The sequence below is a fragment of the Streptomyces sp. NPDC028711 genome, assembly GCF_055565415.1.
This window is the reverse complement of record NZ_JBVHUJ010000002.1, coordinates 332,004-357,032: the sequence shown is the minus strand read 5'-3', so window position 1 is coordinate 357,032 and position 25,029 is coordinate 332,004. Positions and strand designations below refer to the sequence as shown.

Genomic DNA, 25,029 nt, shown 5'->3' with positions numbered 1-25,029 from the left:
GTGACCTTTCCCCATCCGCCCGCCGACCTCTCCGGCGTACGGCACGGCGGCGGCGCGCAGGACCCGGTCGTCGCGGCCCTCGGCGCCCTCGGCACCCCGGTCGACTGCGCGGGCCTGAGCAGCGTCGTCCTCGAAGGTCCGCACGTCCTCTGGCTCGTCGTCGACGGCGCTCTGGACCTCTTCGCGGTCGACGCGGCGCGGCTCGGCCCCTGGCACTTCCTGGGCCGCCTGGAGACGGGCACGCTGCTCCTCGGCCCGGTCGAGGGACCCGCGCACACGCTGATCGGCCGGCCCGCGCAGGGCTGCCTGCTGCGCCGCGTCGAGCTCCGCGAACTGCCGTACCCCGTAGGGCAGTCGTACGCCGAGCAGGGATACGGGGAGCAGGGGTACGGCGGCCGGTGGTACGAGGGCCAGTGGTACGAGGACCGGAGCGCGTACGGCATGGGTACCGAGGCCCCGCCCAGTCCCCTGGAGCACGCCTTCGCGCTCGGCGTCGGGCGCGGGCTGCGCGTCCTGTACCAGGCGGCCTCGGACGGCGGCCCCGGCGACGCTCCGGGCGCGGCCGACGACGACGTCCTCTGGATGCGGATCGCCCCCGGCAGCATCGCGTACGGAGCCGCGTACGAGACGCATCACGGCTCCGGTTCCGGCACGCTGCTCGTCGACCCGGCCACCTGGCAGGGCATGGTCGACCAGCAGTACCGGCTCCTCCACGCCCTTGACGGCTGGATCGAGCAGCTCGAACGCGACCACGAGGACCGGGCGGCTGCCGGGATCGAGGCGGGCAGGGCCGCCAGCACCCGGGCGGACCACACGCTGCTCGCGTCCATCGGCCGTGCGGGCGCAGGCCCGGCGCGGGGCCGGGCCGACGACGACGCGACCTATGCCGTGTGCCGGGCGGTCGCCGACGAGGCGCGCATCACCCTCGCGGAACCGGCCGATATGGCGGGCGCCGACCCCGGGCATTCCGACCCGGTCGAACGCATCGCGCTCGCCTCCCGGATCCGCACCCGCGGCGTCCGGCTCGGTGAGCGGTGGTGGCGTGAGGACAGCGGGCCCCTGGTGGGCCACCGGGCGGACGGGACACCGGTCGCCCTGCTGTGGCGGCGCGGCCGGTACGTGGCGTTCGACCCCGCCACCGGGGAACGGGAGCGCGTCGACCGGGCGGGCGCCGCGGAGTTCGCGCCGCGCGCCGTCATGTTCTACCGCCCGCTGCCCGACCGGCCGCTCGGCCTGCTGCCGCTGCTCCGGTTCAGCGTGCGGGGCACCCGGGCGGAGCTCCGCGCCCTCCTCGGCGGCGGGCTCGTCGCGGTCGTCCTCGGGGCCCTCGTGCCCGTCGCCACCGGCAAGGTGCTCGGCACGTACGTCCCGGCCGCCGAGACCGGACTCATCGTCCAGACCGGTCTCGCGATCATCGCGACCAGCGTCGTCTCGGCCGCGTTCATGCTGCTTCAGAACACCGCGATCCTCCGGATGGAGGGCCGGATCGAGGCCACCCTCCAGCCGGCCGTCTGGGACCGTCTCCTCCGCCTGCCGACGACGTTCTTCGCCGGCCGCTCCACCGGCGAACTGGCCGGTGCCGCCATGGGCATCAGCGCCATCCGCCGCGTCCTGTCCGGCATCGGCCCGGTGGTCGTGCAGGCGGGCACCGTCGGCACGGTCAACCTGGTGCTGCTTCTTGTCTACAGCGTGCCCCTGGCCCTCGTCGCGCTCGCCCTGCTGCTCGGGACGGCCGCGGTCTTCCTGGGCCTCGGGCTCTGGCAACTGCGGTACCAGCGCCGGCTGGTCCGGATCGGCAACAAGCTCGACAACCAGGCCTTCCAGACCCTGCGCGGTCTGCCGAAGCTGCGGGTCGCGGCGGCCGAGAGCTTCGCGTACGCGGCCTGGGCCGGGGAGTTCGCCCGCACCCGCGAGCTGCACCGCCGCGTGGGACGCATCAAGAACGTCCTCACGGTCCTCGGCGCGGTCTGCCTGCCGCTGTGCACGCTCGTCATGTTCGCGCTCCTGGCGGGACCGGCCCGCGGCACCCTGTCCGCGAGCGAGTTCCTCACCTTCAGCACCGCCGTCACCATGATGCTGTCCTCGGTCACGCAGCTGACCGGCGCGCTCCTCTCGGCCGCGGCCGTGCAGCCCATGTTCGAGCAGATCAGGCCGCTGCTCCGGGAGACACCCGAGGTCCGCGGCTCCAGTGTGAGGCCCGGCGAGCTGACCGGGGCCATCGAGGCCGAGAACCTGTCCTACCGCTACACCGAGGACGGCCCGCTGGTCCTCGACGGGGTCGACCTCCGGGTGCGGCCGGGCGAGTTCGTCGCGATCGTCGGGGCCAGCGGCTGCGGCAAGTCCACGCTCCTGCGGCTGCTCATCGGTTTCGACCGGCCGGTCTCGGGCACCGTGCGGTACGACGGGCAGGACCTCGCCGCCCTCGACCAGGCGGCGGTGCGCCGCCAGTGCGGCGTCGTGCTGCAGAACGCCCAGCCGTTCTCCGGCTCCGTCCTCGACTGCATCCGCGGCGCCGGGTCGTATCCGCTGGAGGACGCCTGGGCCGCCGCGGCGATGGCGGGTCTGGCCGAGGACATCAAGGCCATGCCCATGGGCATGCACACGATGCTGTCCGACGGCGGGGGAAGCGTCTCGGGCGGCCAGCGCCAGCGGCTGATGATCGCCCAGGCCCTCATCCGCCGGCCCCGCGTCCTCTTCTTCGACGAGGCGACCAGCGCCCTGGACAACGAGGCGCAGCGGACCGTCATCGAGTCGACCCGCGCCCTGAACGCGACCCGCGTCGTGATCGCCCACCGGCTGTCCACGATCATGGACGCGGACCGGGTGATCGCCCTGGCGGACGGACGCGTCGTCCAGGAGGGCACCCCCGCGGAACTCCTCGCCGACACGAACGGACTCTTCCACGAGCTCGTCCGGCGGCAACTCGGCTGATGCCGAGACCCGTTTCGCCGGGCACACTTCGGCGTATCGGTCCGAGGCTCCGGGGCGACCTTCGATTACTGATGGTAATTCATCGATAATTCTGCGTTTCAGGCGCTCAAGATCCAACGTCGAGGGTGCGTCCCGCCGCCGAAAAGCCCCCGCTGTTAACGCAGACTTTGACGTTGTTTTGGCAGGTCAGGCCGACAAAAACAGCGTAAATCGGATGACCCGAAGATGGGGGCTCCCCAACCAGCACATCGTGGGCTTAACTTATGTTCCATGACCTCCCCCCGCTCCACCTATGGAGGCGGTTACCACACCGCGCCGTCCTTCCCGGACACCCCGATCTACGACTCCCTGGTCGCGGAGCGGGGCACGCCTCAGATCGCCCCGATCCGAGTGCCAGCCGCCTACGACACCGGCAGCAGCTTCCCCGTGAGCGGCTCCTACCTGCCGGCGCTCCCCGCGGCACTGCCCGCCCTCCCGGCGGCGCCCACCCCGCAGCCCTCCTACGGCAACGGCTACGGATACCCGCAGCCCGCGCAGCAGATGGCCCCCGTGCCCCTGCAGCACGCCCCCGCGCCGTACATCCCGCAGCAGCAGGCGGCCCCGCGCGGCTACCAGGGCGGTCCCTACGGGCAGCCGCCCCGTCCCGCGCCCGCGGGGTACGAGGCGATGCGTCCGGCGGCACCCCGGCCGGCCCCCGCGCCGGTCCCCGCCCCCGCGCCGTACGACGACCCGTACAACCGTCCCTACCAGGGTGGGGGTTACTGACCGGCCCTGGCACCGGGGGGCGTCGGGTCCGGAGCGGCTGGCAGGATGACGGCATGCCGACTCCTGTACTCCGCTCCGTCCACGTCCACCCGGTGAAGGCCATGCGCGCGCTGGCTCCCACGGAGGCCGAGGTCCAGCCCTGGGGGCTGGCCGGGGACCGCCGCTGGGCCGTCGTCGACGCGACGCGGAAGGTCGTGACCCAACGCCGTCACCCCCGGATGGCGTTGGCCACGGCGGAGCCGCTGCCGGGCGGCGGGATCACCCTGTCCGCGCCCGGCCACCCGTCGCTGACGGTCGAGGTGCCGCACCCCTCGTCCACCGTCACCGTGGAGATCTTCGACAAGCCCGTGGAGGCCGTGCCGGCCGACGAAGCGGCGGCCGGCTGGCTCTCGGCGTACCTGGAGGGCGATTTCCGGCTCGTCCACATGGACGCGCCCGAACACCGGCGCCCTGTGGACCCCGAGTACGCACTGCCCGGCGAGACGGTGAGCTTCGCGGACGGCTACCCGCTGCTCGTCGCCGCCACGTCCTCCCTCGACGCCCTCAACTCCCTCATCGCCCAGGGCGACCACGCCCACGAGGGCCCCCTCCCGATGAACCGGTTCCGGCCGAACCTGGTCATCTCCGGCACGTCCCCGTGGGCGGAGGACGGCTGGACTCGGCTCGCCGTCGGAGAGGTCACCTTCCGGGTCGCCAGGCCCTGCGGGCGCTGTGTCGTCACCACGACGGACCAGTTCTCCGCCGCGCGGGGCAAGGAGCCGCTGTGGACCCTCGCCCGGCACCGCAAGAACGACGGCCGGGTCATCTTCGGCCAGAACCTCGTCCCCGAGCACACCGGCACGGTCCGGGTCGGGGACGAGGTGAAGATCCTGGACTGAACGGGACCCCCTCCGAAGGCTCCGCGACGGGGCCGGATCCCGGACGACGACCCCCGTCCCACGTCACCGGCCCGACAGGCGGGGAACCCGGCCCCGGGGCACACTCGTTGGAGGAGCGGTCAACGACGAGGGGGTCCCGACGTGCGCGCGGCCATCGGACTCTGGCGCTGGCGGCACAACCCCCTGCGCCGGACCACGGATCTCGCCGAGGCCTGGGTCGCCTTCACGGCGATCGTGCTGCTCTGTGTCGTGGCGCCCCTGACCGGCTGGGCGGCCGGCTCCTCCGCAGACGCCTCGCTCCAGCGGGCCGTCCGAGTCCAGCAGGAACAGCGCGTGCCGGCGACGGCCCGGGTGGTCCGGGCCGCGAGCGGCGCGGAGACCGCCGACGAGGCCGCGGAGGAGCGGCCGCTTCGCCCGGTGGTGGCCCGGTGGACAGCGCCGGACGGCTCGGATCGTACGGGCACGGTGACGACGGCCCTGCGGACCTCCGCCCCCGGCGCGACCTTCGGGCTCTGGACGGACCGGGAGGGGCGCCCGGTGGCACCGCCGCTGCGCGCGGACACGGCCCGCGCGCACGCCGTCGTCGCCGGTCTGACGGCCGCGCTGCTCACGGGCCTCCTGACGGAGACCGTCCGGCGCCTCGCCGTACGCCGGCTCGTGCTGCTGCGGTACGCGCGCCTGGACCGGGCGTGGGCGGCGGCCGGCCCCGACTGGGGCCGCACCGGCACGGGCAGCTGAGCCCGGCCGCGGACCGGGCCCGAGTCCGACCGAGCGCGACCGACCGCGACCGCCCCCGACCACCTGTGACGCGTGCCCGGCGCCGGTACGGGGACGGGCCGGCGACCCGTCAACCGCGCGGCCCCGCGCGCGCTACGGTGGGGCATCGGATCAGCGGCGAGGCATGAGGCGGGGGCAGGACACACCCATGGCACAGGGCACGGTCCAGGTGACGCACACCGGCACATCGCGGTGGCGGCGCCGCACGGGTGAGTACCCCTCCCTTGCCGCCGCCCTGGAGGCCGCGGGTGACGGGGACGTGCTCACGGTCGCGCCCGGCACCTACCGGGAGAACCTCGTGGTGCGGCGGGCCGTCACCCTGCGCGGCCCCGAGGGCGGCGTCGGCTCGGTGCGGATCGCACCGCCGGACGGGGTGCCGCTGACGATCCGCGCCTCCGTGACCCTGCAGGACCTCCACATCGAGGGGCAGGACGTCGCCGCGCCGGCGCTGCTCGTCGAGGACGGCACCCCGGAGCTGCTCGACCTGCGGATCATGACCCGGTCCGCCGCCGGGATCGAGGTGCGGGGCGCGGCCCGGCCGACGGTCCGCCGCTGCACGGTCGACAATCCCGCCGGGATCGGCATCGCCGTACTCGACGGGGCCGGCGGGGTGTTCGAGGAGTGCGAGGTGGTCTCGGCGGGGCAGGCGGGCGTCTCGGTGCGCGGCGGGGCGCATCCGCGCCTGGAGCGCTGCCGGGTGCACCACGCCACCGGCGCCGGGATCGCCGTGACCGGCGAGGGCAGCGGCCTGGAGGGCGTCGGCTGCGAGGTGTACGAGATCAAGGGCGCCGGTCTCCAGATCGCGGCCCGTGCCACCGCCCATCTCACGGACTCCTCCGTGCACCGCACGTCGGGGGACGGCATCACCCTCGACACCGACGCGGTGCTCACGCTCTCGGACTGCGACATCCACGACGTCCCGGAGAACGCCGTCGACCTGCGGTCGCGCTCGGTCCTGACGCTGACCCGGTCGACCGTCCGCCGCTTCGGCCGCAACGGGCTCTCGGTGTGGGACCCGGGGACCCGGGTCGACGCCAACCAGTGCGAGATCCACGACAGTACGGGCGACTACCCGGCGGTGTGGGTGAGCGACGGGGCGACCGCCGTCCTCGACGCCTGCCGGGTGCACGACGTACCGGACGCCCTGTTCGTGCTCGACAGGGGCTCCCGGGTCGACGTCGTCGACAGCGACCTGTCGCAGGTGCGGAACACGGCGGTGTCGGTGAGCGACGGGGCGACGGCGCAGCTCGACGACTGCCGCATCCGGGAGGCCTCCACGGGCGCCTGGTTCCGGGACCACGGCAGCGGCGGCACCCTCGCCGGCTGCACCATCGACTCCGTGCAGACCGGGGTCATCGTCACCAAGGGCGCCGACCCCACGATCGACCGGTGCACGGTCACCTCGCCCGCCGAGGCCGGCTTCTACGTCTCCGCGGAGGGGCGTGGCTCCTTCCACGGCTGCCGGGTCACCGGCAGCGGCGGGTACGGGTTCCACGTCACGGACGGCTGCCGGACGACCCTGCGCAAGTGCCGTACGGAGCGGTGCGCGCGCGGCGGCTACGAGTTCCCGGAGGAGGGGACGAGCGCGGAGGACTGCACCAGCGACGAGAGCGCGGTCCGCTCCTCCGTACCCGACGGGGGGACGGTCCTGACGGCCACGCGGTCGGCGGGACTCCTCGGGACGGTGCCGGCGCCGCGCGTCACGGCCGCCGCGCCGCAGGTCGCTCCGGAGCCCTTGCCCGCCTCCCGTTCCTCCCAGGACGTGCTCGGGGAGCTGGACGCCCTGGTGGGCCTGGAGAGCGTCAAGCTGGAGGTGCGCACCCTCACCAACATGATCGAGGTGGGGCGCCGGCGTCAGGAGGCCGGTCTCAAGGCGGCCTCGGTCCGCCGCCATCTCGTCTTCACGGGCAATCCGGGTACGGGCAAGACGACGGTGGCGCGCCTCTACGGCGAGATCCTGGCCTCGCTCGGGGTCCTCGAACGCGGGCATCTGGTGGAGGTGTCCCGCGTCGACCTGGTCGGTGAGCACATCGGTTCGACGGCGATCCGTACCCAGGAGGCCTTCGACCGGGCGCGGGGCGGGGTGCTGTTCGTCGACGAGGCGTACGCCCTGTCGCCGGAGGACTCGGGCCGGGACTTCGGCCGTGAGGCGATCGACACGCTGGTGAAGCTGATGGAGGACCACCGGGACGCGGTGGTCGTCATCGTCGCGGGCTACACGGCGGAGATGGAGCGCTTCCTCACCGTCAACCCGGGTGTGGCCTCCCGTTTCTCACGGACGATCACCTTCGGCGACTACGAGCCGGACGAGCTGCTGCGGATCGTGGGGCAGCAGGCGGACGAGCACGAGTACCGGCTCGCCCCGGGCACGGACGAGGCGCTGTTCGTGTACTTCACGAAGCTCCCGAAGGGCCCGGCCTTCGGCAACGGCCGCACGGCGCGGCAGACGTTCGAGTCGATGGTGGAGCGGCACGCGGGGCGGGTCGCCGCGCTCGCCGACGCGAGCACGGACGACCTCACGCTGCTCTATCCGGAGGACCTGCCCGAACTCCCCTGATCCGCCGTGTCGTCCGCGTCGCGCTGCCGGGGCAACGCGGGCAGCAGCTGGTCGAGGAGGGCGGAGCGCCGCACGGCGAACTCCGGGTCCGCCTGGTAGTCGGAGTGGCCCAGGATCGGCTCGGGCAGTGGGTGTTCGCGGGTGCGGCCGTAGGCGACCGGGTCCCGCAGCTCCGCCGCGTCCACGGCCGGCCGTTCGTCCTCCGCCGGCACCCGGACGGGTCCCCCGATGGGGTCGGTGGCACGGTACAGGTTGTGCCAGCACCGTACGGTGCGGTTCAGGGCGCGCAGCGCGTCGGGGCCGAAGTACGCGGGGAACCAGCGGCCGTAGAGCCGTTCCAGGGGCGAGCCGTACGTGAGGAGGGCGACCCGGCCCCGGGTGGCGGGCGGCAGCTGCCAGACGGCGGCCGCGGCGAGGACACTGCCCTGGGAGTGCCCGGAGATGACGAGCCGGCCGCCGGTGCTCCGGGTCCAGGAGCTCATGCGCCAGGTCAGGTCGGGGACCGCCCGCTCGGCGTAGCAGGGCGGGGCGAAGGGGTGGGCGGCGCGGGGCCAGAAGGTGCCGACGTCCCACAGGATGCCGATGGTGCGGCGGGCGGAGGCGTCCCGGTAGGCGCGGCGGCCCCAGGTGACGAAGAGCAGGAAGCCGAAGCCGATCATCCACGAGCCGACGGCCTGCGTGGCGGAGGCCAGCGACGCGACGGCGGGGTGAGCGCCGTCGAAGGCCCGTCCGGGAACGTTTCCGCTGGCCCAGGCTCCGGCGACGGAGACGGCCCCGAGGAGCAGGGTGGCGCCGGAGACGACACCGACGAGGACGGGCGCGGAGTCGGTGAGCGCGGCGCGCGCACGGCCGGAGGCGATCCGTCCCGTACGGACGGGGTCCCGTTCGTCGGCGGCCTCGTAGTCGGACTCGACCGTGGCACGAAGCCGTCGCGCGGAGAGCACGGTCCGTACGACGAGGAGGACGGCGGGCACGAGCAGCAGCAGGAGCAGTACGGGGATGACCGAGGCCTGCCAGCTGAGGAGCACGGGCGGGCCGATCCGGGGGCCGCCGTGGGCCGCGCCGGGGCCGTCGAGCCCGTCGGCGACCCATTGGGCGACTCCCCCGGACATGACCCCGGCGAGGGCGCAGGCGAGCATGGCGACGGCGGGGCCGCCGAGTCCGCGCAGCGCCGTACGGGGGTCCCGGCCGGGCCGCTGGAGCAGCAGCGCGACCACGCCGAGGGCGACGACGAGGGCGCCCTGGACGAGGGTGAGACCGCCGAAGACGGCATCGCCGGGGAGCGTCCCGCCGGACGTCCAGCCGGGGCGGGACCAGCCCGCGTACAGCGCGCTGAGGGCGAGGAGCGCGAGGGAGACGCCGGGCAGCCAGGAGACGAGGGCGCGCTCGACGCGCAGGTCGAGCCGGCGCTCGCTGCGGCCCCGGCGGCAGACGACCCACACGATGCACACGGCCAGGGCGACGAGGGCCGCCTGGAGGATCCGGCCGAGGACGGCACCGGGGGCGGCGGCGTCGTGCCGTGCGGTGGCCGTGGTGAGGGCCGCGGCGACGGTGAGGAAGCCTGCGGCGGTGTGGGCGGCCCTGAGCCGGGCGACGAGCCGGCGTCCGTACCAGAAACCGGGGCGGCCGAGGGCGGCCGCCTTCCCCGCGACCGTCGTCTCCGGGCCCGTGGCCTCCTGGTCCGTGGTCCCGGGTTCTGCCGGTGGTTCCGCCGCGGGGGCGTCGTAACCCGTCGGCGGGCGCTGGGCCTCGTAGGCGCTCCAGGTCCTCGTCGACAGGTACCAGAGGAGGCCGACGAGCGCGGCCGGCACCAGGGCGGCGAGGGCGAGGCGGCGGCCGGGCGATGACCACCACCCGCCGCGCCCCTCCGAGAGGAAGCCGAGCCAGGAGTACGCGTCGGAGCACGCGGCGGTCCCGGCGCACTGCCAGGCCGTCAGATCGAGCGCGACCTCGCAGGCCGCGGCGGTCAGGAGCACGGTGAGGGTGAGGGCCACGAGCCGTACGAGGAGCCCGTACAGCCGGACGAGCCCCGGGCGGCCCCGGGAGGGCGGGCGCATCCAGTGCGCCAGGTTGGCGACCATGAAGGGCAGGAGCAGCAGCCACAGGGCGCGGGCTCCGTCGCCGGAGGTGAGGTTGGACCAGCAGTACGCCTCCGGGACCGGGCGGTTGGCGTCCCGCTCGGGCTTGTCCTCGGCGTCGACGTCCTCGGTGCGCCGGTACACGGCGGCTGTCCGGTCGCCGGTGATCCGTACGGTCCTGGGATCGTCGAGCATGTCCTGGGGGGTGGCTCCGCCGACTCCGTGGACAAGGAGTTCGAGCGCCGCGCCCCCGCTCTCCGGAGCGGGTGTGGCAGGGGACACTGAGGGGACTTCCTCTCAGGGTGGGAAGATGCGACGTCGGCAACAGGATCGCGGACGATGGTGCGCCTGCGCACCGTTCCTCACCGAATCCGACAGCCATCCCCTTGTCTCCTGCGGAAGGACCGGCCCCGGCGGTGACTGACAACCAGAACCTGCTAGCGGAGCAGCGGCGTGCCCTGATCGTCGACGAGGTTCGGCGGCGCGGCGGTGTACGGGTCAACGAGCTGACCCGGCGCCTCAGCGTCTCGGACATGACGATCCGTCGCGACCTCGACGCGCTGGCCCGGCAGGGCATGCTGGAGAAGGTGCACGGCGGAGCCGTTCCGGTGGTCGAGGCGAGTACCCACGAGCCGGGCTTCGAGGCCAAGTCGGTGCTCGAACCGAGCGCCAAGGACGAGATCGCGCGGGCGGCCGCCGCCCTGGTCGCGCCGGGCTCGGCGATCGCCCTGTCCGGCGGGACGACGACGTTCGCCCTGGCCCGGCATCTGCTCGACGTGCCGGACCTGACGGTGGTGACGAACTCGGTCCGGGTCGCGGACGTGTTCCACGAGGCCCAGCTCTCCTCCGGCACGGGCGAGACGCGGCGCGGGGCGGCGACGGTCGTCCTGACGGGCGGGATGCGCACGCCCTCCGACGCCCTGGTGGGGCCTGTGGCGGACCGGGCGGTCCGCTCGCTCCACTTCGACCTGCTGTTCCTCGGTGTGCACGGCATCTCGGTGGAGGCAGGTCTGTCGACGCCGAACCTCGCGGAGGCGGAGACCAACGGCTGTCTGATGCGGTCGGCGCGCCGGGTGGTGGTGGTCGCCGACCACACCAAGTGGGGGACGGTGGGCCTGAGTTCCTTCGCGGCGCTCGACGAGGTGGACACCTGGGTGACGGACCGCGGCCTGCCCGAGGGCGTACGGGCCGAGGTGACGGAGCACCTGCCGGGTCTCCTGGTGGCGGGCGAGGAACAGGCGTGAGCCGCTTCCGGGTCGAGCGGACCGTGCCGCGGACGCCAGGAGAGGCGTGGCGGCGGCTCACGGACTGGCCGGCGCACGGCCGGCAGGTGCCGCTGACCCGGACGAGGGTGCTGACGCCGGGCCCGACCCGGCTGGGAACCCGTTTCACCGCGCGCACGGGCGTCGGCCGGCTGTCCTTCGACGATCCGATGGAGGTCGTGCGCTGGGAACCCCCGGCGCCGGGCCGCCCGGGCGTCTGCCGTCTGGAGAAGTACGGGCGGCTGGTGCGGGGTTGGGCGCTCGTCGAGGTGACAGAGATGCCGGGCGGCGGCAGCCGGGTGGTGTGGACGGAGGAGCTGTCCGTGCGGCGGCTCCCACGGGCTTTCGATCCGGTACTCGCCCGGGCGGGACGGCTGGTGTTCGGACGGGCGGTGGACGGGCTGTTGCGGCGGGGGCCGGAGGTCTCCTGATCGCGGACGGGCGAGGAGGCCCGGGGTGGCGCGTCAGTCCGGTCTCGGACAGACGTCGGCCGCACCCTGTGCTGGTGACGTCCCGTCAGCTAGGGTGCTCTTTCGCTTCCGTCCCGGGGAGGTCCGGCCATGGCACGTCGACTGAGGCCGGTGGAGCTCGACTTCACCGCGTCCGCGCCCGTCCGTCTGGTCTTCACCGCGACCCTGGCCGCGCCGCCCCCGGCCGTCTACCGGTCGCTGGCCGTGGAGGTGGGGAGCCTGCCCTCCTGGTTCACGGCGGTCACCTCCGCCGTCCCGACGGGCGACGGGGCGGGCAGGACCGTCCGGCTGCGGGGCGGGATCCTCTTCGAGGAGACGATCCTGGCCTCCGAGCCCGACGTCCGGTACGCCTACCGCGTGGACGCCACCAACGCCCCCGGCGTCTCCGCGCTCGCGGAGGAGTGGTCCCTCTCCCCCATGGGGAAGGGGACCAGGGTGCGGTGGACCATGGCGGCCGACGGCGCGGCGCCGTTCCGCCTAGGGCTGCGCCTCGCCGGGCCCGGCGTCGGCCTGTCCTTCCGGGACGCGGCGCGCCGGCTCGACCGGCGGCTCACTCCGGCCAGGCCCCGGACTCCAGGAACCGTTCGATAGCGGCGCTGTACGGGGCGATGTCCAGGCCCTGGGCGGCCAGCCACTCGTCGGAGTAGTACTTGTCGAGATAGCGCTCGCCGGGGTCGCAGATCAGCGTGACGACACTGCCGGTCCGCTCGTGGGCGACCATCTCGGCGACGATCTTGAAGGCGCTCCACAGGCCGGTGCCGGTGGAGCCGCCCGCCTTGCGGCCGATCACGGTCTCCAGGGCGCGGACGGCGGCGACGCTCGCCGCGTCGGGCACCTTCATCATGCGGTCGACGGCCCCCGGCACGAAGCTGGGCTCCATCCGGGGCCGTCCGATGCCCTCGATGCGGGAACCGCAGTCCGCCGTGGCGCCGGGGTCGTTGTGCGTCCAGCCGTCGAAGAAACAGGAGTTCTCGGGATCGGCGACACAGATCCGGGTGTCGTGCTGCATGTAGTGGACGTAGCGGGCGATGGTCGCCGAGGTGCCGCCGGTGCCCGCGGTGGCCACGATCCAGGCGGGCTCCGGGTACCGCTCCAGCTTCAGCTGCTGGTACATCGATTCGGCGATGTTGTTGTTGCCCCGCCAGTCGGTGGCCCGCTCCGCGTAGGTGAACTGGTCCATGTAGTGACCGCCGGTGCGCTCGGCGAGGGCGGCGGCCTCCTCGTACATCGTGCGCGAGTCGTCCACGAAGTGGCACTGCCCGCCGTGGAACTCGATGAGCCGGCACTTCTCGTGGCTGGTGGTACGGGGCATGACGGCGATGAAGGGCACGCCGACGAGCTTCGCGAAGTACGCCTCGGAGACGGCGGTCGAGCCGCTGGACGCCTCGATGACGGGCTTCCCCGGCCGGATCCAGCCGTTGCAGAGTCCGTACAGGAAGAGCGAGCGGGCGAGGCGGTGCTTGAGGCTGCCGGTGGGGTGGGTGGACTCGTCCTTGAGGTAGAGGTCGATGCCCCACTTCTCGGGGAGCGGGAAGCGCAGCAGATGGGTGTCGGCGGAGCGGTTGGCGTCGGCCTGGACCTTGCGGACGGCCTCCTTGAGCCAGGCCCGGTACGCCGGGTCGCTGCGGTCGACGTCGACGGTCACCGCCGCGGTGGCCGACCGGTTCCCCACGCTGTTCTCCGTGGTGCTCATGCGTGCCTCTCCTCGGTCGGTTCCACTGGGTGCCCACTGCCGACGATACCCCTCTCACCTGGGCAAACGTTTCCTTTGACTCTCCATAGGGATGACTTGAGGGAGGGCCACTGGTGCGAGCCGGGGCGGCCCGGCACACTGGGAGCGATGACCGGGTGAGAGGGGCGGATCGGCATGTCGGAACCGGAGTTCAGCGTGAGGGGCGTACGGATCGACCGCTGGCCGCGTTCGCTGACGCGCGCGGGCGAGGTACGGATCGAGGACGGCAGGCTCGCCCTCCTCACGAGTTACGGCAGCGAGATCGACAGCGCGCCCGTGGAGAAGGTCCGGGCGGGGCGGCCGTGGTTCGCGAAGGCCGACGAGACGGTGGCGACCGTGAACGGCACCCGCTACCGGCTGACCCTGCACCGGGACGGCCACGAGGGCGGCGGCGAGGCCGAGGGTTCCGGCCGCTTCCTCGCGGCCCTGAAGCGGGCCGCCGGGCGGCACCGGCACTGACACGGCGGAGGGCACGACGGAGGATACGGCGGAGGGCACCACGGAGGATACGGCGGCGGGCGGGGCGGAGACCCTCGCCGCCCCTCGGTGGCGCGCCGAGGGCCCCCTGTGCGCTCCGGGGCCTTCTGTGGCGCGCCGAACCGTGGGGCGTGAGTCGCCGTGAGTTGCGGGACGGTCACCGCTGGGCCACGCTGGAACAACCTCACAGAGGGTTCAACGGTGGTGACGTTACGTTCCGGTCATCACTCCGCCGTACCGCATGAGAGACACGAATCTTCGTCTTCTTCCGGACTACTTCGGGGAGTCGCAGCCGTGATCAGCGAGCCGAGCAGATATTACGCGGTGGAGCTTCAGGCCCTGCCGTCGCGGATCGGACAGGTCCGCAGGATCGTTTCCGCGCATCTTCGTCACTGGCGCGTCGACACTCTGGTCGACCACGCCGTGCTCGGAGTCACCGAGCTTCTGACGAACGTCCACCGGCACGCCCAGCCGGACAAGCGGTGCACCGTCGAGATCGAGCTGCTGCTCGACCGTCTCACGGTCTCCGTCCGGGACCACGACCCCCGCATACCGGAGGCCTGCTGCCCGGATCCGCTCGACGCGTACGACGAGCTGGCCACCTCCGGCCGCGGCCTCGCCATCGTCGGTGCGGTCAGCGAGAGTTGGGGCGTCCGCCCGTGCGGGGCCGACGGGAAGGTGGTGTGGTTCACCCTCTCGGCGCCGCCGCGCCCCGTCCCCGTCATGGCGCGTCCGCACGTCGTGTACGGCTCCGAGACCGAGGGTCCCTTCCTCGGGTACGGACGCCACTCCGGCGTTCCGCTCAGCGCCCCGGCCGACCCGGCCCTGGCCCCCGAGCCGGTCCTCGCGCCGGAACCGGTCCTCACGCCCGCCCCGGCGGTGGTCACGGCCCGCCGGGTCCTGGCGGGCAGCGCGGGCTGAACGGCCCGCGCGGCCCGCCGGACGGCGGTCACGCCCGGCGCCCCTTCGCGTCCGCGGCGCGGCCGAACTGCTCCTCCAGGACGGTGAGCCGGCGCCAGTACTCGTCCTCGTCGATCTCGCCCGCGGCGAACCGGTGGCCGAGCAGGGCGATCGGCGAGTTCTCGTCCGGCCCGCCGTCGCGGCCGGAGCGGCTGCCGCCGCCGAAGCCTCCGGCCCGTCCGCGACGCCATCCGGCGCGGCGGGCGACGGTGACGACACCGACGATCACGGCCGCCCAGACGAGGGGGAAGAGGAGGACCCACGGGCCGGGACCCGTATGGGCGAGTGTGTTCATGAGGGTTCAGCTCCTCGCGCTGTGGTGTGTTTCCGTGGTTCGAGCGTCGCCCGTGGAGGGGGCCCGGGTCGTCGTACGGGCAGCTGCTTCGCGCGTACGCCACAGGGAGTACGGAGAACCCCGCCCGAGACCTTCTCCTCTGTACCTACTGGTATGTACAGTGCCGCCATGAACACGGACACCTCTGAGCGGCTGATCGAGGCGACCCGCGAACTGCTCTGGGAGCGGGGGTACGTCGGCACGAGCCCCAAGGCCGTCCTGCAGGCGGCGGGCGCGGGTCAGGGCAGCATGTACCACCACTTCGCCGGCAAGCGGGACCTGGCGCTCGCCGCGATCCGGCGTTCGGCCGAGGAGCTGGGGGCCGCGGCCGAAGCGGTCCTGGGCGGCGAGGGCACGGCGTACGCCCGGATCGAGGCGTATCTGCTGCGCGAGCGGAACGTCCTGCGCGGCTGCCCGGTGGGGCGGCTGACGATGGACCCGGAGGTCATCGCGGACCCGGAGCTCCGCGCACCGGTCGACGAGGTGCTCGGCCGCGTGCGCCGCCGGCTCGCCGAGGTGGTCCAGGAGGGCCTGGACAGCGGCGGGTTGAGCGGGTCCCTCGATCCGGAGGAGCTCGCGGCGACGGTGGTGGCGACCGTACAGGGCGGCTACGTACTGGCTCGCGCGACGGGTTCACCGGCGCCGTTCGACAGTGCGGTGCGCGGTCTGCTTGCCCTGCTCGCCCCGCGCGACTCCGCCCCGGCCTGATTCCCCTCCCCCGTACACCGGAGAAACGGAGTGCCTTCCGTGCACGCGATGCAGTACGAGATCACCCTGCCCGCCGACTACGACATGGGGATCATCCGCGCGCGGGTGGCGACGAGGGGCCATCTCCTGGACGCCTTCCCGGGGCTCGGTCTGAAGGCGTATCTGATACGGGAGCGGGCGGCCGGCTCGCCGGTGAACCAGTACGCCCCGTTCTATCTGTGGGGCACTCCGGAGGGCATGAACTCCTTCCTGTGGGGCCCCGGGTTCCAGGGCATCGTGAACGACTTCGGGCGGCCCGTGGTGCAGCACTGGACGGGTCTGTCGTACGCGGAGGGGCCCGCGGCCGGATCGGTGCCGGGCACGGCGACGCGTCGCAGGTCCCCGCTCGGGGAAACGGCCCCGCCGGGCGAGGCCGTGGCGGCCGCCGTGGACCGGCACGCGGGCGAGGCGAGCAGGAACGGGGTGGTCGCCTCCGCGCTCGCGGTGGACCCGCGCCACTGGGAGCTGCTCGCCTTCACCCTGTGGGCCGACGCGGAAGCGCCCGCCGACGAGGGCGAGCGCTTCCAGGTCCTGCACCTCTCGGAGGCCGGGCGTGCGGGGCTCGGCACGGGGCGGCGGTGGTGAGCCGGCGGGCCGTCGGGCCTTCGTGCGCCTGGTGACGCCGGGGGGCCCGGTGGCGTCGGGCCGTCACGCGCCTTTCAGGCCACGGCGACGAGGGTGAGGTAGGCGATGCCGAGGACCCGCCGGTAGCCGTTCAGCCACGACGAACGCTGCCGGTCCACCCGCTCGCGGGTCTCGGCGGCGAGCGGGTGGTCCGGGTGGGCGGCGAGCCAGACCTCGGTGTCGTGCCGATAACCCGACTCGAACTCCTCCCACTCCTCGACGCCCGCCGTCTCGATCCACGCCGGCCGGAACCCCGCCTCGATCGCGAGGTCGACCAGGGCCCCGAGGGAGACGTGGTCACCGGTGTGCGCGCCCGGCCACATGCCGGCCAGCTCCTCCTCGGTGGGAGTGCGCTCCCAGAAGCCCTCCCCGAGGACGACCCGTCCCCCCGGCCGGACGAGCCGGCGCAGTTCACGGAGGGCGGCGGCGGGGTCGTGCGGCTGCTCGGGGTCGCAGAGCGCCTGGCTCGAACCGAGGCAGAGGATCGCGTCGACCGGGCCGCGGTCGGTGCCGAGGGCCGACTCCTCGACGAACTCGACGCGGTCGGCGAGCCCCCGCGTCTCGGCGAGGGCCCGGCCACGGGCCAGGTCCTCGGCGTTGATGTCGATCCCGACGCCCTTGGCCGCAGGGGCGGCCTCCAGGACACGGAGGAGCAACTCGCCCCAGCCGCAGCCGATGTCGAGCACGTCGGCGGGCTCGGTGGCACCGAGCCGCTCGATCATGCGGGTGGCGCGGGACTCGGAGAGCGGGCCGTGGAAGGTGAGGCTGCCGAGACGCGGAGGAAGGTCGGATTCAGAAGTGATCATGAGGGCGAACAGTACGTCGCCCGCCGCCCGTGGCGCACGGGATTTCCGGCAGAGGGAGCGTCTTCCCGGACAAGCGGGTCACGGGGCCGGGGGGCGATCCCACAGGAAGCGGCCTAGCCTGGTGCAGATGTACACGACACACGTGTCCCGCCATGTCGAGGCCCCGCCCTCGGCCGTCTACCGGGCCCTGCTCGACCCGGAGGCCTTCGCACGCTGGCGGGTGCCGTACGGGATGACCTGCGAGGTGCACGAGTTCGACGCGCGCGAAGGGGGCACGTTCCGGGTCTCGCTGCGCTACGACGCGGAGGACGGCGCCGGGAAGTCGGGGGCGCGCACGGACACGTACCACGGCCGCTTCGTGGAGCTGCTCGCGGACGAACGCGTGGTCGAGGTCATCGAGTTCGAGACCCCGGACCCCCGGCTGCACGGTGCGATGACCCTCACGACGACGCTCATCGCGATGGAGGGCGGCACGGATGTGCTCGTCGTCCACGAGGGCGTCCCCGACGCCGTGCCCGCCGCCGACAACAAGACGGGCACACGGATGGCCCTGGACCGGCTCGCCGGGCTGGTCGAGGGCCGGTCCGAGGGGTAGCACGGAAGCGCGGACGGGATCGGCGCCGTACGGGCCGGGGTCGTTTCACGCGGGGCCGGTCCCGTACGGGCGCGGCGTCGGCGTCAGGCCGCCTCACGGCCGAGCGCCGCCAGCGGGTCGTCGAGCACCGGCTGCCAGGCCAGTTCGGCGGCGCCGACGAGGCTGTTGTGGTCCAGGGTGCAGGGGAGGATCGGCACGCCTCCGCTGCGGCCCCACAGGCTGCGGTCGGCGACGACCGCGCGGAGGCGCTCGGGGTCGGCGTCGAGGAGCTCCCGGTGGAGGCCGCCGAGGATGATCCGGTCCGGGTTGAGGATGTTCACGAGCCCGGCGAGGCCGAGACCGAGACGGTCGATCAGCTCCCCGACGGCGACGCGGACGCCCGGGTCGTCGGGGTGGGTGCGCAGCAGGTCGCGGGACTGCTGGAGGAGGGACACCTCGGGGCCGGGGGCGCGGCCCGCGACCGTGAGGAAGGCGAGCGGGTCGGTCTCGACGTCCAGGCAGCCACGGCTGCCGCAGTGGCAGGGGCGGCCCTCCGGGTTCACGGTGAGGTGGCCGACCTCCAGGGCGAGGCCGGCGCTGCCCGTGTGGAGGCGCCCGTCGAGGACGAGCGCGCCGCCGACGCCCCGGTGGCCGGTGGCGACGCAGAGCAGGTCGCGGGCGCCGCGGCCCGCGCCGTGGCGGTGCTCGGCGAGGGCGGCGAGGTTCACGTCGTTGCCGGTGAAGGCGGGGCCGTCGATGCCGGCGGCCCGTACCCGTTCGGCGAAGATCTCCCGGACCGGTGCCCCGGCGGGCCAGGCGAGGTGGAGCGGGTTGAGCGCGGTGCCCTCGGGCTCGGCCACGGCGGAGGGGGCGGCGAGCCCGGCGCCCACGCACCGGCGGCCGCTCGCCTCGAGCAGGGCGGCTCCGGCGTCGACGACGGCGCCGAGGACCTGGGCGGGGTCGGCGGAGACGGTGACGCAGCCGGGGGCGGTGGCGACGATGGTGCCGCCGAGCCCGACGAGGGCGGCGCGGAAGCCGTCGGCGTGGACCTGGGCGGCGAGGGCGACGGGACCCTTCTCGTCGACGGCGAGGCGGTGCGAGGGCCGCCCCTGGGAGCCGGCGGCGGCGCCGGGGTTGGAGTCGACGCGGATGAGACCGAGGGCCTCGAGCTCTGCGGCCACGGCGCCGGCGGTGGCCCGGGTGACGCCGAGTTCGGCGGTGAGGACGGCCCGGGTCGGCGCCCTGCCGGTGTGCACCAGCTCCAGCGCGGGGCCGAGCGCGTTGCGCCCCCTGTCCAGCCGTGTCCGGATCGTCGTCGCCTTGCCGTTCATGGGTGGGAGTCTCCCATGATCGGACGGTGGGACGCCCCGTACCCCTGGCGCGGTCGGGGCGCGGAGGGGCGCCGCCCGCTTGCCCGCTTCCCCCGTCGCCCCCTATCCTGAGTTTGTGCCGCTACTAAACAAAGTACGGACGGCCGCCTCGGGGGGCTCCGGCGGAGACACCGCCACCCACTCCCTGTCCCGCCTCCGCCTCGCCCTGACCCTCTTCTTCGCACTCGACGGCTTCCTGTTCGCCGGCTGGGTCGTCCGGATCCCCGCCGTCAAGCAGCAGACCGGCGCCTCGGCCGGTGACCTCGGCCTCGCCCTCCTCGGGGTGTCCGCGGGCGCCGTGATCACGATGACGCTGACCGGCCGGCTCTGCCGCCGCTACGGTTCCCACGCGGTCACCGTCGCCACCGCCGTGCTCCTCTCCCTCTCGGTCGCCCTCCCGGCGCTCACCCGCTCCCCCCTCGCCCTCGGCCTCGTCCTGCTGGTCTTCGGCGCCGCGTACGGCGGGATCAACGTCGCCATGAACAGCGCCGCCGTCGATCTCGTCACCGCGCTCAGGCGCCCGGTGATGCCCAGTTTCCACGCCGCGTTCAGCCTCGGCGGGATGATCGGCGCGGGCCTCGGCGGACTGCTCGCCGGGGGCCTCTCCCCCACCGCCCACCTCATCGGCCTCACGGGCGTCGGCCTGGTCCTGACGGCCGTCGCCGGACCCGTACTCCTGCGCCACCCCTCCCCCGCGCCACCGCCCGAGTCCCTCACCCCCGCGCGCACCGCCGACGGCGCGCCGCGGGGCGGGGCCCGCCGTACCGTGCTCGTCTTCGGGGTGATCGCCCTCTGCACGGCGTACGGCGAGGGGGCGCTCGCCGACTGGGGCGCGCTCCACCTCGAACAGGACCTGGGCGCGCACCCCGGCGTCGCCGCGGCCGGGTACTCCGTCTTCGCCCTGACCATGACCGTCGGACGCCTCTCCGGCACCGCCCTGCTCGAACGCCTCGGCCAGACCCGCACCCTGGTCACGGGCGGCGCCACGGCCGCCGCTGGGATGCTGCTCGGCGCGCTCGCACCGACGGTGTGGGCCACGCTCCTCGGCTTCGCGGTGACCGGCCTCGGCCTCGCCAACATCTTCCCCGTCGCCGTGGCCCGCGCGGGCGCCGTCGCCGGCCCCGGCGGCGTGGCGACCGCGTCCACCCTCGGTTACGGCGGCATGCTGCTCGGCCCGCCGTCGATCGGGTTCCTCGCCGACTGGTTCTCGCTGCCGACGGCGCTCACCACCGTCGCCGTACTCGCCGCCGGCGCCGCGGTGATGGGCTACTGGGCACGGAACGCGGGGACGAATCCGGCGAGTTGACCGGATATCGTACGGCCGTTAACCCTGCCGCCGTGGCCACCGGAGCTGCGAGAATCCGGCCATGGACGCTACGACGGGGGGACCCATGAAGATCACGGAGCACATCGAGGCACTGGACAGGGCCGGCCGCGCCCTCGCCGAGGCGGCGGCCGGGGCCGGGCCGGACGCGGAGGTGCCGACCTGCCCGGGATGGCGGATCAGGGACCTCCTCCGGCACACGACGACGGTCCACCGCTGGGCCACCGCCTTCGTGACCGAGCGTCACACCACGTACCAGCCGGACGGCGGCGAACCGGCGCTCGACGGCGACGAACTGCTCGCGCACTACCGCGAGGGACACGCCGGCCTCGTCGCCGCACTGCGCGCGGCGCCGGAGGACCTGGAGTGCTGGACCTTCCTCCCCGCGCCTTCGCCGCTCGCCTTCTGGGCGAGGCGGCAGGCGCACGAGACGACCGTCCACCGCGCGGACGCCGAGTCGGCGCTCCCGGCCGGTCCCGGGCCGGTGGACCCGGCGGTCGCCGCCGACGGCGTCGACGAGCTGCTGCGCGGGTTCCACGGCAGGGACCGCAGCCGGGTGCGGACGCCGGAGCCCCGGACGCTGCGCGTACGGGCCACGGACACCGGTGACATCTGGACCGTACGCCTGTCGGCGGACGAGCCGCCGAGGACGGAACGGGGCGAGGGGGCGGTGGCCGACACGGAACTGAGCGGTCCCGCCGGCCGGTTGTACCTGCACCTGTGGAACAGACTGCCGGACGGGGCCGTGACGCTGACGGGGGACCCGGAACTCGCCCGGGTGTGGCGGGAGACGTCGGCGGTCACCTGATCCTGGGGCGGGGGTGGCCGGTCGCTGAGCTGCTCGGTGGGGGCCCGCCGCTCAGCCCAGCCAGCCCGGTCGTACGAGGCCCGACTCGTAGGCGAGGACGACGAGTTGCGCGCGATCGCGGGCGCCGAGCTTCACCATCGCGCGGCTCACGTGGGTCTTGGCGGTGAGCGGGCTGACGACCAGCCTGCGGGCGATCTCCTCGTTCGAAAGACCCATCCCCACCAGGGCCATCACCTCCCGCTCCCGCTCCGTCAGGGCGCCCAGCGCGGCCGTGGCGCCCGGAGCCCTGGAGCGGGCCGCGAACTCCTCGATCAGCCGGCGGGTGACACCCGGGGAGAGCAGGGCGTCACCGTGGACGACGGCGCGCACGGCCCGCAGCAGCTCCTCCGGCTCGGTGTCCTTGACGAGGAAGCCGGAGGCACCGGCGCGGATCGCCTCGAAGACGTACTCGTCGAGTTCGAAGGTCGTCAGCATGACGACCCTGACACCGCCGAGATCCGGGTCGTCCGTGATGCGCCGGGTGGCCTCGAGGCCGTCGAGCCGTGGCATCCGGATGTCCATGAGGACCACGTCGGGGCGCAGGACCCGCACCTGTTCCACGGCCTCGCCGCCGTCGGCGGCCTCCCCCGCCACCTCGACGTCCGGCTGGGCGTCGAGCAGCGCACGGAACCCCGCCCGGACCAGCGCCTGGTCGTCGGCGAGCAGCACACGGATCACGGCGCCTCCTCCGGCCACGGGATCTCCTGCCGCCACAGCGCTCTCTCCGGTCACGGCGTCTCCTCCGGTCACGGGGCCTCCCCCGGGGGCAGCGGGAGCACCGCGTGGACGCGGAAGCCGCCGTCCGGGCGGGCGCCCGCCTCGATGGTGCCGCCGAGGGCGGCGGCGCGCTCCCGCATTCCGGCGAGCCCGTTGCCGCTGCCGCCGGCCTCCGTGCGGGTCGCGGGCCCGTCGTCGTCCACGGTCAGATCGATGCTCCCGGAGCCGTACCCGATGCGCACGCGGGCCGTACGCGAACCGGAGTGGCGCACCACGTTGGTGAGCGCCTCCTGCACGATCCGGAAGGCGGCGAGGTCCGCGCCGGGCGGCAGGTCGCTCCGCGGGCCCGCTGTCGCGACGGTGACGGTCAGGCCCGCGGCGGCGGCCTGCTCGACGAGTTCGGGGAGCCTGCCGAGCCCGGGGGCGGGGGTCCTGGGCGCGTCACCGGGGGTACGGAGGGTGTCGAGGACCTGGCGCACCTCGCCGAGCGCCTCCTTGCTGGCCGCCTTGATGGTGGTGAGCGCGGTACGGGCCTGCTCGGGATCGGAGTCCAGGAGGGCGAGACCGGCGCCCGCCTGGACGTTGATCACGGAGATCGAGTGGGCGAGCACGTCATGGAGTTCCCGGGCGATGCGGAGCCGTTCCTCGTCGGCGCGGCGCCGTTCCGCTGCGGCTCGCTCGGCGCGCTGCTGCGCCCCCTGCTCGCGCCGCACCCGGACCGTCTCGGAGGCGGCGAGGACGGCGACGGCGAAGGCGGCCGCGGGGAGCTCCTGCCCCCAGGGGGCGGGGCCGTCGCCCGTCGGGGGCAGCCACCGGTAGAGCCAGTGCGCGAGCAGCAGATGCCCCGCCCACAGCAGGCCGAGGGCCCACGCGGCGGCGGCACGGTGTCCGTGGACGACCGCGGCGAAGCAGGCGACGGCGACCAGGAGGAAGACGGGGCCATGGGGGTATCCGGCCGCGAGGTAGCCGAGGGTGACGGCCGCGACGCCGAACACCACGGGCACCGGCCGGCGGTGACGGAACAGCAGGGCAGCCGCTCCGAGCAGCGGCAGCGCGCGCCCGAACGCGTCGAGCGCCTCCCGGTCGGGCTGGTTGCGCATGGCGAAGCCGCTTCCGGCGATGACGAAGAGCGCGATCAGCACCGTGGACCGCCAGGGCAGCCCCCGAACCCCGTCCCCTCGCCGCCACCGCCCCCACGGGGCCCACGGGTCCCACGCGCGCCACCGGTCCGGCTGGTCCCGCTGGTCCCGCTGGTCCCGCGGGCCCGGCTGCTGGTCCTGCGGGTGCCGCTGGTCGTTTCCTTTCCGCCGCTCCTGGTCCATGCCCGCCACGCTAGCCGCGCCGGACCGGCGACGACGTCAGCCCGGCGGGGTGGTCACCCGTACTCCCGCCGGAGTAGGAGGGGCCCGCCCTGGAGCCGTCCTGCCTCTCCGGCGCATCGCCGTCGCGTCGGCTCAGCCGCGCGGCAGCAGGCCGACGTCCTGGCCCAGGCGGCGGGCGGCCGTCGCGAAGAAGGTGTCGCGGTCCTCGACGACGCGGTGGAACTGGCCGAAGACCTCGAAGGAGATCAGGCCGAAGAGTTGCGACCAGGCGGCGACCAGCGCGACGGCGAGGGCCGGGGGGAGGTCCGGTGCGATGTCCGCGGCGATACGGGTGGCCTCGGGGCGCAGGGGCTCCGGGAGCGGGGGGAGGGCCACGCCCTCGCCGGTGTGCGCGCGGCGGGCGATCTCGATGAGGACCAGGCCGACGCGAGCGGCGGGGGCGACGGTGTCCTGGGGCGCGGTGTAGCCGGGCACCGGGGAGCCGTAGATCAGGGCGTACTCGTGCGGGTGCGCGACAGCCCAGGTGCGGACCGCCCGGCAGACGGCGGTCCAGCGGTCAAGCGGGCGCAGCCCCGCCGTCTGGGCGGCGGCCGCCTCCGCCTCGGCGCCGACGGCGTCGTACGCGTCGACGATGAGGGCGGTGAGCAGGTCGTCGCGGCTCGGGAAGTAGCGGTAGAGCGCGGAGGACACCATGCCGAGCTCCCGGGCGACGGCCCGCAGGGACAGTTTCGCGGCGCCTTCGGCGGCGAGCTGGGCGCGGGCCTCGTCCTTGATGGCGGCGGTGATCTCGATACGGGCGCGGGCTCGGGCCCCTCGAACGGTCGTCATGGAGAGCAGTGTGGCACTTTCGGAGCACCGATACGAAGCGAGAGCACTGCTCTTGATTGGGAGCGGTGATTCGTGCACACTGATCTCAAGCGAGAGCAGTGCTCACACTTCGCCTCGTGGCCGTCGCCGATCCGCTCCACCAGGAGGAACCATGACCGCCCAGCCCACCGGCCCCACCGGCTCCCCCCTTCACGTCATGAAGCCCGGCTGGTTCATGGTGAAGGTTCTCAACCCCGCCGTCGCCTGGGTGACCCGGCGCGGCATCAGCGTCCGGGGCTCCCGCGTGCTGGCCGTCCGCGGCCGCAAGAGCGGCGAGTGGCGCCGTACGCCCGTCAACCTCCTCACGGTCGACGGCGTCCGCTACCTCGTGGCCCCCCGAGGCCATGTCCAGTGGACCCACAACATGCGGGCGGCGGGCGGCGGGCAGCTGATCCTCGGCAGGCACGTGCAGGAGTTCACCGCCGTCGAGGTGGCGGACGACGACAAGCCCTCGCTGCTCCGCGCCTATCTCAAGCGCTGGAAGGCCGAGGTCGGTGTCTTCTTCGGCGGCGTCGGCCCCGACTCCTCCGAGGAGGAGCTGCGCGCCGTCGCCCCGAAGCATCCGGTCTTCCTGGTCACGACGACGGGCCCCGCCACCCCGGCCGCGTGA

Annotated in this window: 24 protein-coding genes; 16 read left to right on the top strand and 8 right to left on the bottom strand. The window is 74.1% G+C overall.

Translation table 11 applies throughout. The annotated features are described in order from the left end of the window. From ACZ4VK_RS07435 to ACZ4VK_RS07415, 5 genes are all read left to right on the top strand, one after another. Positions 1–2,931: an NHLP bacteriocin export ABC transporter permease/ATPase subunit gene (locus ACZ4VK_RS07435; RefSeq protein WP_468349488.1), complete on the top strand. Its 2,931-nt coding sequence runs from the start codon at positions 1–3 to the stop codon at positions 2,929–2,931. A gap of 270 nt (positions 2,932–3,201) precedes the next feature. Further along, complete coding sequence (locus ACZ4VK_RS07430; protein WP_468349486.1) at positions 3,202–3,696, top strand: DUF6643 family protein; 495 nt, start codon at positions 3,202–3,204, stop codon at positions 3,694–3,696. Positions 3,697–3,749: 53 nt separating this feature from the next. Beyond that, positions 3,750–4,574 (top strand): MOSC domain-containing protein, encoded by an 825-nt coding sequence (locus ACZ4VK_RS07425; protein ID WP_468349485.1) that lies wholly within the window; start codon positions 3,750–3,752, stop codon positions 4,572–4,574. A 141-nt stretch (positions 4,575–4,715) separates the two neighbouring features. Further along, on the top strand, positions 4,716–5,312 hold the full coding sequence (locus tag ACZ4VK_RS07420; RefSeq protein WP_468349483.1) for an Rv1733c family protein: 597 nt from the start codon (positions 4,716–4,718) through the stop codon (positions 5,310–5,312). Between the two features lie 187 nt (positions 5,313–5,499). Next, on the top strand, positions 5,500–7,908 hold the full coding sequence (locus tag ACZ4VK_RS07415) for a right-handed parallel beta-helix repeat-containing protein (protein ID WP_468349481.1): 2,409 nt from the start codon (positions 5,500–5,502) through the stop codon (positions 7,906–7,908). Here ACZ4VK_RS07415 and ACZ4VK_RS07410 read toward each other — a convergent pair. After that, positions 7,878–10,268, bottom strand: a complete 2,391-nt coding sequence (locus tag ACZ4VK_RS07410) for a hypothetical protein (protein WP_468349479.1) — start codon at positions 10,266–10,268, stop codon at positions 7,878–7,880. The two genes, ACZ4VK_RS07415 and ACZ4VK_RS07410, sit on opposite strands and share 31 nt — an antisense overlap. Positions 10,269–10,402: 134 nt before the next feature. Here ACZ4VK_RS07410 and ACZ4VK_RS07405 point away from each other — a divergent pair, with 134 nt between their 5' ends. The 3 genes from ACZ4VK_RS07405 (at position 10,403) to ACZ4VK_RS07395 (ending at position 12,309) form a co-directional block, all read left to right on the top strand. Further along, positions 10,403–11,230 carry a DeoR/GlpR family DNA-binding transcription regulator gene (locus tag ACZ4VK_RS07405; protein ID WP_468349477.1) on the top strand — a complete coding sequence of 276 codons (828 nt, stop codon included), beginning with the start codon at positions 10,403–10,405 and terminating at the stop codon, positions 11,228–11,230. Beyond that, positions 11,227–11,679, top strand: a complete 453-nt coding sequence (locus tag ACZ4VK_RS07400; protein WP_468349474.1) for an SRPBCC family protein — start codon at positions 11,227–11,229, stop codon at positions 11,677–11,679. Before ACZ4VK_RS07405 ends, ACZ4VK_RS07400 begins: the two co-directional genes overlap by 4 nt. A gap of 129 nt (positions 11,680–11,808) precedes the next feature. Next, entirely contained in the window at positions 11,809–12,309 is a 501-nt protein-coding gene (locus tag ACZ4VK_RS07395) for an SRPBCC family protein (protein ID WP_468349472.1), read from the top strand. On the opposite strand, the gene cds1 is transcribed toward ACZ4VK_RS07395, so the two are convergent. Then, on the bottom strand, positions 12,269–13,411 hold the full coding sequence (gene cds1 / locus ACZ4VK_RS07390) for an L-cysteine desulfhydrase Cds1 (protein ID WP_468349470.1): 1,143 nt from the start codon (positions 13,409–13,411) through the stop codon (positions 12,269–12,271). The genes ACZ4VK_RS07395 and cds1 overlap by 41 nt on opposite strands. Positions 13,412–13,585: 174 nt before the next feature. Between cds1 and ACZ4VK_RS07385 the strand changes: the two genes are divergently transcribed. Together ACZ4VK_RS07385 and ACZ4VK_RS07380 are read left to right on the top strand one after the other, a co-directional pair. Next, complete coding sequence (locus ACZ4VK_RS07385) at positions 13,586–13,909, top strand: hypothetical protein (RefSeq protein WP_468349468.1); 324 nt, start codon at positions 13,586–13,588, stop codon at positions 13,907–13,909. Positions 13,910–14,221: 312 nt separating this feature from the next. Further along, complete coding sequence (locus ACZ4VK_RS07380) at positions 14,222–14,848, top strand: ATP-binding protein (protein ID WP_468349466.1); 627 nt, start codon at positions 14,222–14,224, stop codon at positions 14,846–14,848. A gap of 28 nt (positions 14,849–14,876) precedes the next feature. Here ACZ4VK_RS07380 and ACZ4VK_RS07375 read toward each other — a convergent pair whose 3' ends face one another. Next, on the bottom strand, positions 14,877–15,182 hold the full coding sequence (locus ACZ4VK_RS07375) for an SHOCT domain-containing protein (RefSeq protein WP_468349464.1): 306 nt from the start codon (positions 15,180–15,182) through the stop codon (positions 14,877–14,879). A gap of 153 nt (positions 15,183–15,335) precedes the next feature. Here ACZ4VK_RS07375 and ACZ4VK_RS07370 point away from each other — a divergent pair, with 153 nt between their 5' ends. Then, a complete protein-coding gene (locus tag ACZ4VK_RS07370) occupies positions 15,336–15,929 on the top strand; it encodes a TetR/AcrR family transcriptional regulator (RefSeq protein ID WP_468349462.1) in 594 nt (197 codons plus the stop codon). A 39-nt stretch (positions 15,930–15,968) separates the two neighbouring features. Further along, the gene (locus tag ACZ4VK_RS07365) at positions 15,969–16,553 is read left to right on the top strand and encodes a DUF4865 family protein (protein WP_468349460.1); all 585 of its coding nucleotides are present in this window, start codon (positions 15,969–15,971) and stop codon (positions 16,551–16,553) included. A gap of 74 nt (positions 16,554–16,627) precedes the next feature. Here the strand turns inward: ACZ4VK_RS07365 and ACZ4VK_RS07360 are convergent, their stop codons facing one another. Beyond that, on the bottom strand, positions 16,628–17,398 hold the full coding sequence (locus ACZ4VK_RS07360; protein WP_468349458.1) for an SAM-dependent methyltransferase: 771 nt from the start codon (positions 17,396–17,398) through the stop codon (positions 16,628–16,630). Positions 17,399–17,525: 127 nt separating this feature from the next. Here ACZ4VK_RS07360 and ACZ4VK_RS07355 point away from each other — a divergent pair, with 127 nt between their 5' ends. Beyond that, positions 17,526–17,993 carry an SRPBCC family protein gene (locus tag ACZ4VK_RS07355; RefSeq protein ID WP_468349456.1) on the top strand — a complete coding sequence of 156 codons (468 nt, stop codon included), beginning with the start codon at positions 17,526–17,528 and terminating at the stop codon, positions 17,991–17,993. Between the two features lie 83 nt (positions 17,994–18,076). Here the strand turns inward: ACZ4VK_RS07355 and ACZ4VK_RS07350 are convergent, their stop codons facing one another. Beyond that, a complete protein-coding gene (locus ACZ4VK_RS07350) occupies positions 18,077–19,303 on the bottom strand; it encodes an ROK family protein (RefSeq protein ID WP_468349454.1) in 1,227 nt (408 codons plus the stop codon). 115 nt (positions 19,304–19,418) lie between these two features. On the opposite strand from ACZ4VK_RS07350, the gene ACZ4VK_RS07345 reads away from it, so the two are divergent. Both ACZ4VK_RS07345 and ACZ4VK_RS07340 read left to right on the top strand, forming a co-directional pair. After that, positions 19,419–20,648 (top strand): MFS transporter, encoded by a 1,230-nt coding sequence (locus ACZ4VK_RS07345; protein ID WP_468349452.1) that lies wholly within the window; start codon positions 19,419–19,421, stop codon positions 20,646–20,648. Positions 20,649–20,733: 85 nt separating this feature from the next. After that, positions 20,734–21,474 carry a maleylpyruvate isomerase family mycothiol-dependent enzyme gene (locus ACZ4VK_RS07340; protein ID WP_468350787.1) on the top strand — a complete coding sequence of 247 codons (741 nt, stop codon included), beginning with the start codon at positions 20,734–20,736 and terminating at the stop codon, positions 21,472–21,474. A gap of 51 nt (positions 21,475–21,525) precedes the next feature. Here ACZ4VK_RS07340 and ACZ4VK_RS07335 read toward each other — a convergent pair whose 3' ends face one another. From ACZ4VK_RS07335 to ACZ4VK_RS07325, 3 genes are all read right to left on the bottom strand, one after another. Next, positions 21,526–22,191: a response regulator transcription factor gene (locus ACZ4VK_RS07335; protein ID WP_468349450.1), complete on the bottom strand. Its 666-nt coding sequence runs from the start codon at positions 22,189–22,191 to the stop codon at positions 21,526–21,528. 68 nt (positions 22,192–22,259) lie between these two features. Further along, positions 22,260–23,552 (bottom strand): sensor histidine kinase, encoded by a 1,293-nt coding sequence (locus ACZ4VK_RS07330; protein WP_468349447.1) that lies wholly within the window; start codon positions 23,550–23,552, stop codon positions 22,260–22,262. Positions 23,553–23,684: 132 nt separating this feature from the next. After that, the gene (locus ACZ4VK_RS07325) at positions 23,685–24,380 is read right to left on the bottom strand and encodes a TetR/AcrR family transcriptional regulator (RefSeq protein WP_468349445.1); all 696 of its coding nucleotides are present in this window, start codon (positions 24,378–24,380) and stop codon (positions 23,685–23,687) included. 151 nt (positions 24,381–24,531) lie between these two features. Between ACZ4VK_RS07325 and ACZ4VK_RS07320 the strand changes: the two genes are divergently transcribed. Beyond that, positions 24,532–25,029 (top strand): nitroreductase family deazaflavin-dependent oxidoreductase, encoded by a 498-nt coding sequence (locus ACZ4VK_RS07320; protein ID WP_468349443.1) that lies wholly within the window; start codon positions 24,532–24,534, stop codon positions 25,027–25,029.

What these genes read in the sequence shown, in the direction of transcription:
- ACZ4VK_RS07430 (WP_468349486.1), top strand. Translation starts at nt 3,202, where the DNA reads ATGACCTCCCCCCGCTCCACCTATGGAGGCGGTTACCACACCGCGCCG.
- ACZ4VK_RS07425 (WP_468349485.1), top strand. Translation starts at nt 3,750, where the DNA reads ATGCCGACTCCTGTACTCCGCTCCGTCCACGTCCACCCGGTGAAGGCC.
- ACZ4VK_RS07415 (WP_468349481.1), top strand. Translation starts at nt 5,500, where the DNA reads ATGGCACAGGGCACGGTCCAGGTGACGCACACCGGCACATCGCGGTGG.
- ACZ4VK_RS07395 (WP_468349472.1), top strand. Translation starts at nt 11,809, where the DNA reads ATGGCACGTCGACTGAGGCCGGTGGAGCTCGACTTCACCGCGTCCGCG.
- cds1 (WP_468349470.1), bottom strand. Translation starts at nt 13,411, where the DNA reads ATGAGCACCACGGAGAACAGCGTGGGGAACCGGTCGGCCACCGCGGCG.
- ACZ4VK_RS07385 (WP_468349468.1), top strand. Translation starts at nt 13,586, where the DNA reads ATGTCGGAACCGGAGTTCAGCGTGAGGGGCGTACGGATCGACCGCTGG.
- ACZ4VK_RS07375 (WP_468349464.1), bottom strand. Translation starts at nt 15,182, where the DNA reads ATGAACACACTCGCCCATACGGGTCCCGGCCCGTGGGTCCTCCTCTTC.
- ACZ4VK_RS07370 (WP_468349462.1), top strand. Translation starts at nt 15,336, where the DNA reads ATGTACAGTGCCGCCATGAACACGGACACCTCTGAGCGGCTGATCGAG.
- ACZ4VK_RS07360 (WP_468349458.1), bottom strand. Translation starts at nt 17,398, where the DNA reads ATGATCACTTCTGAATCCGACCTTCCTCCGCGTCTCGGCAGCCTCACC.
- ACZ4VK_RS07355 (WP_468349456.1), top strand. Translation starts at nt 17,526, where the DNA reads ATGTACACGACACACGTGTCCCGCCATGTCGAGGCCCCGCCCTCGGCC.
- ACZ4VK_RS07350 (WP_468349454.1), bottom strand. Translation starts at nt 19,303, where the DNA reads ATGAACGGCAAGGCGACGACGATCCGGACACGGCTGGACAGGGGGCGC.
- ACZ4VK_RS07340 (WP_468350787.1), top strand. Translation starts at nt 20,734, where the DNA reads ATGAAGATCACGGAGCACATCGAGGCACTGGACAGGGCCGGCCGCGCC.
- ACZ4VK_RS07330 (WP_468349447.1), bottom strand. Translation starts at nt 23,552, where the DNA reads ATGGACCAGGAGCGGCGGAAAGGAAACGACCAGCGGCACCCGCAGGAC.
- ACZ4VK_RS07325 (WP_468349445.1), bottom strand. Translation starts at nt 24,380, where the DNA reads ATGACGACCGTTCGAGGGGCCCGAGCCCGCGCCCGTATCGAGATCACC.
- ACZ4VK_RS07320 (WP_468349443.1), top strand. Translation starts at nt 24,532, where the DNA reads ATGACCGCCCAGCCCACCGGCCCCACCGGCTCCCCCCTTCACGTCATG.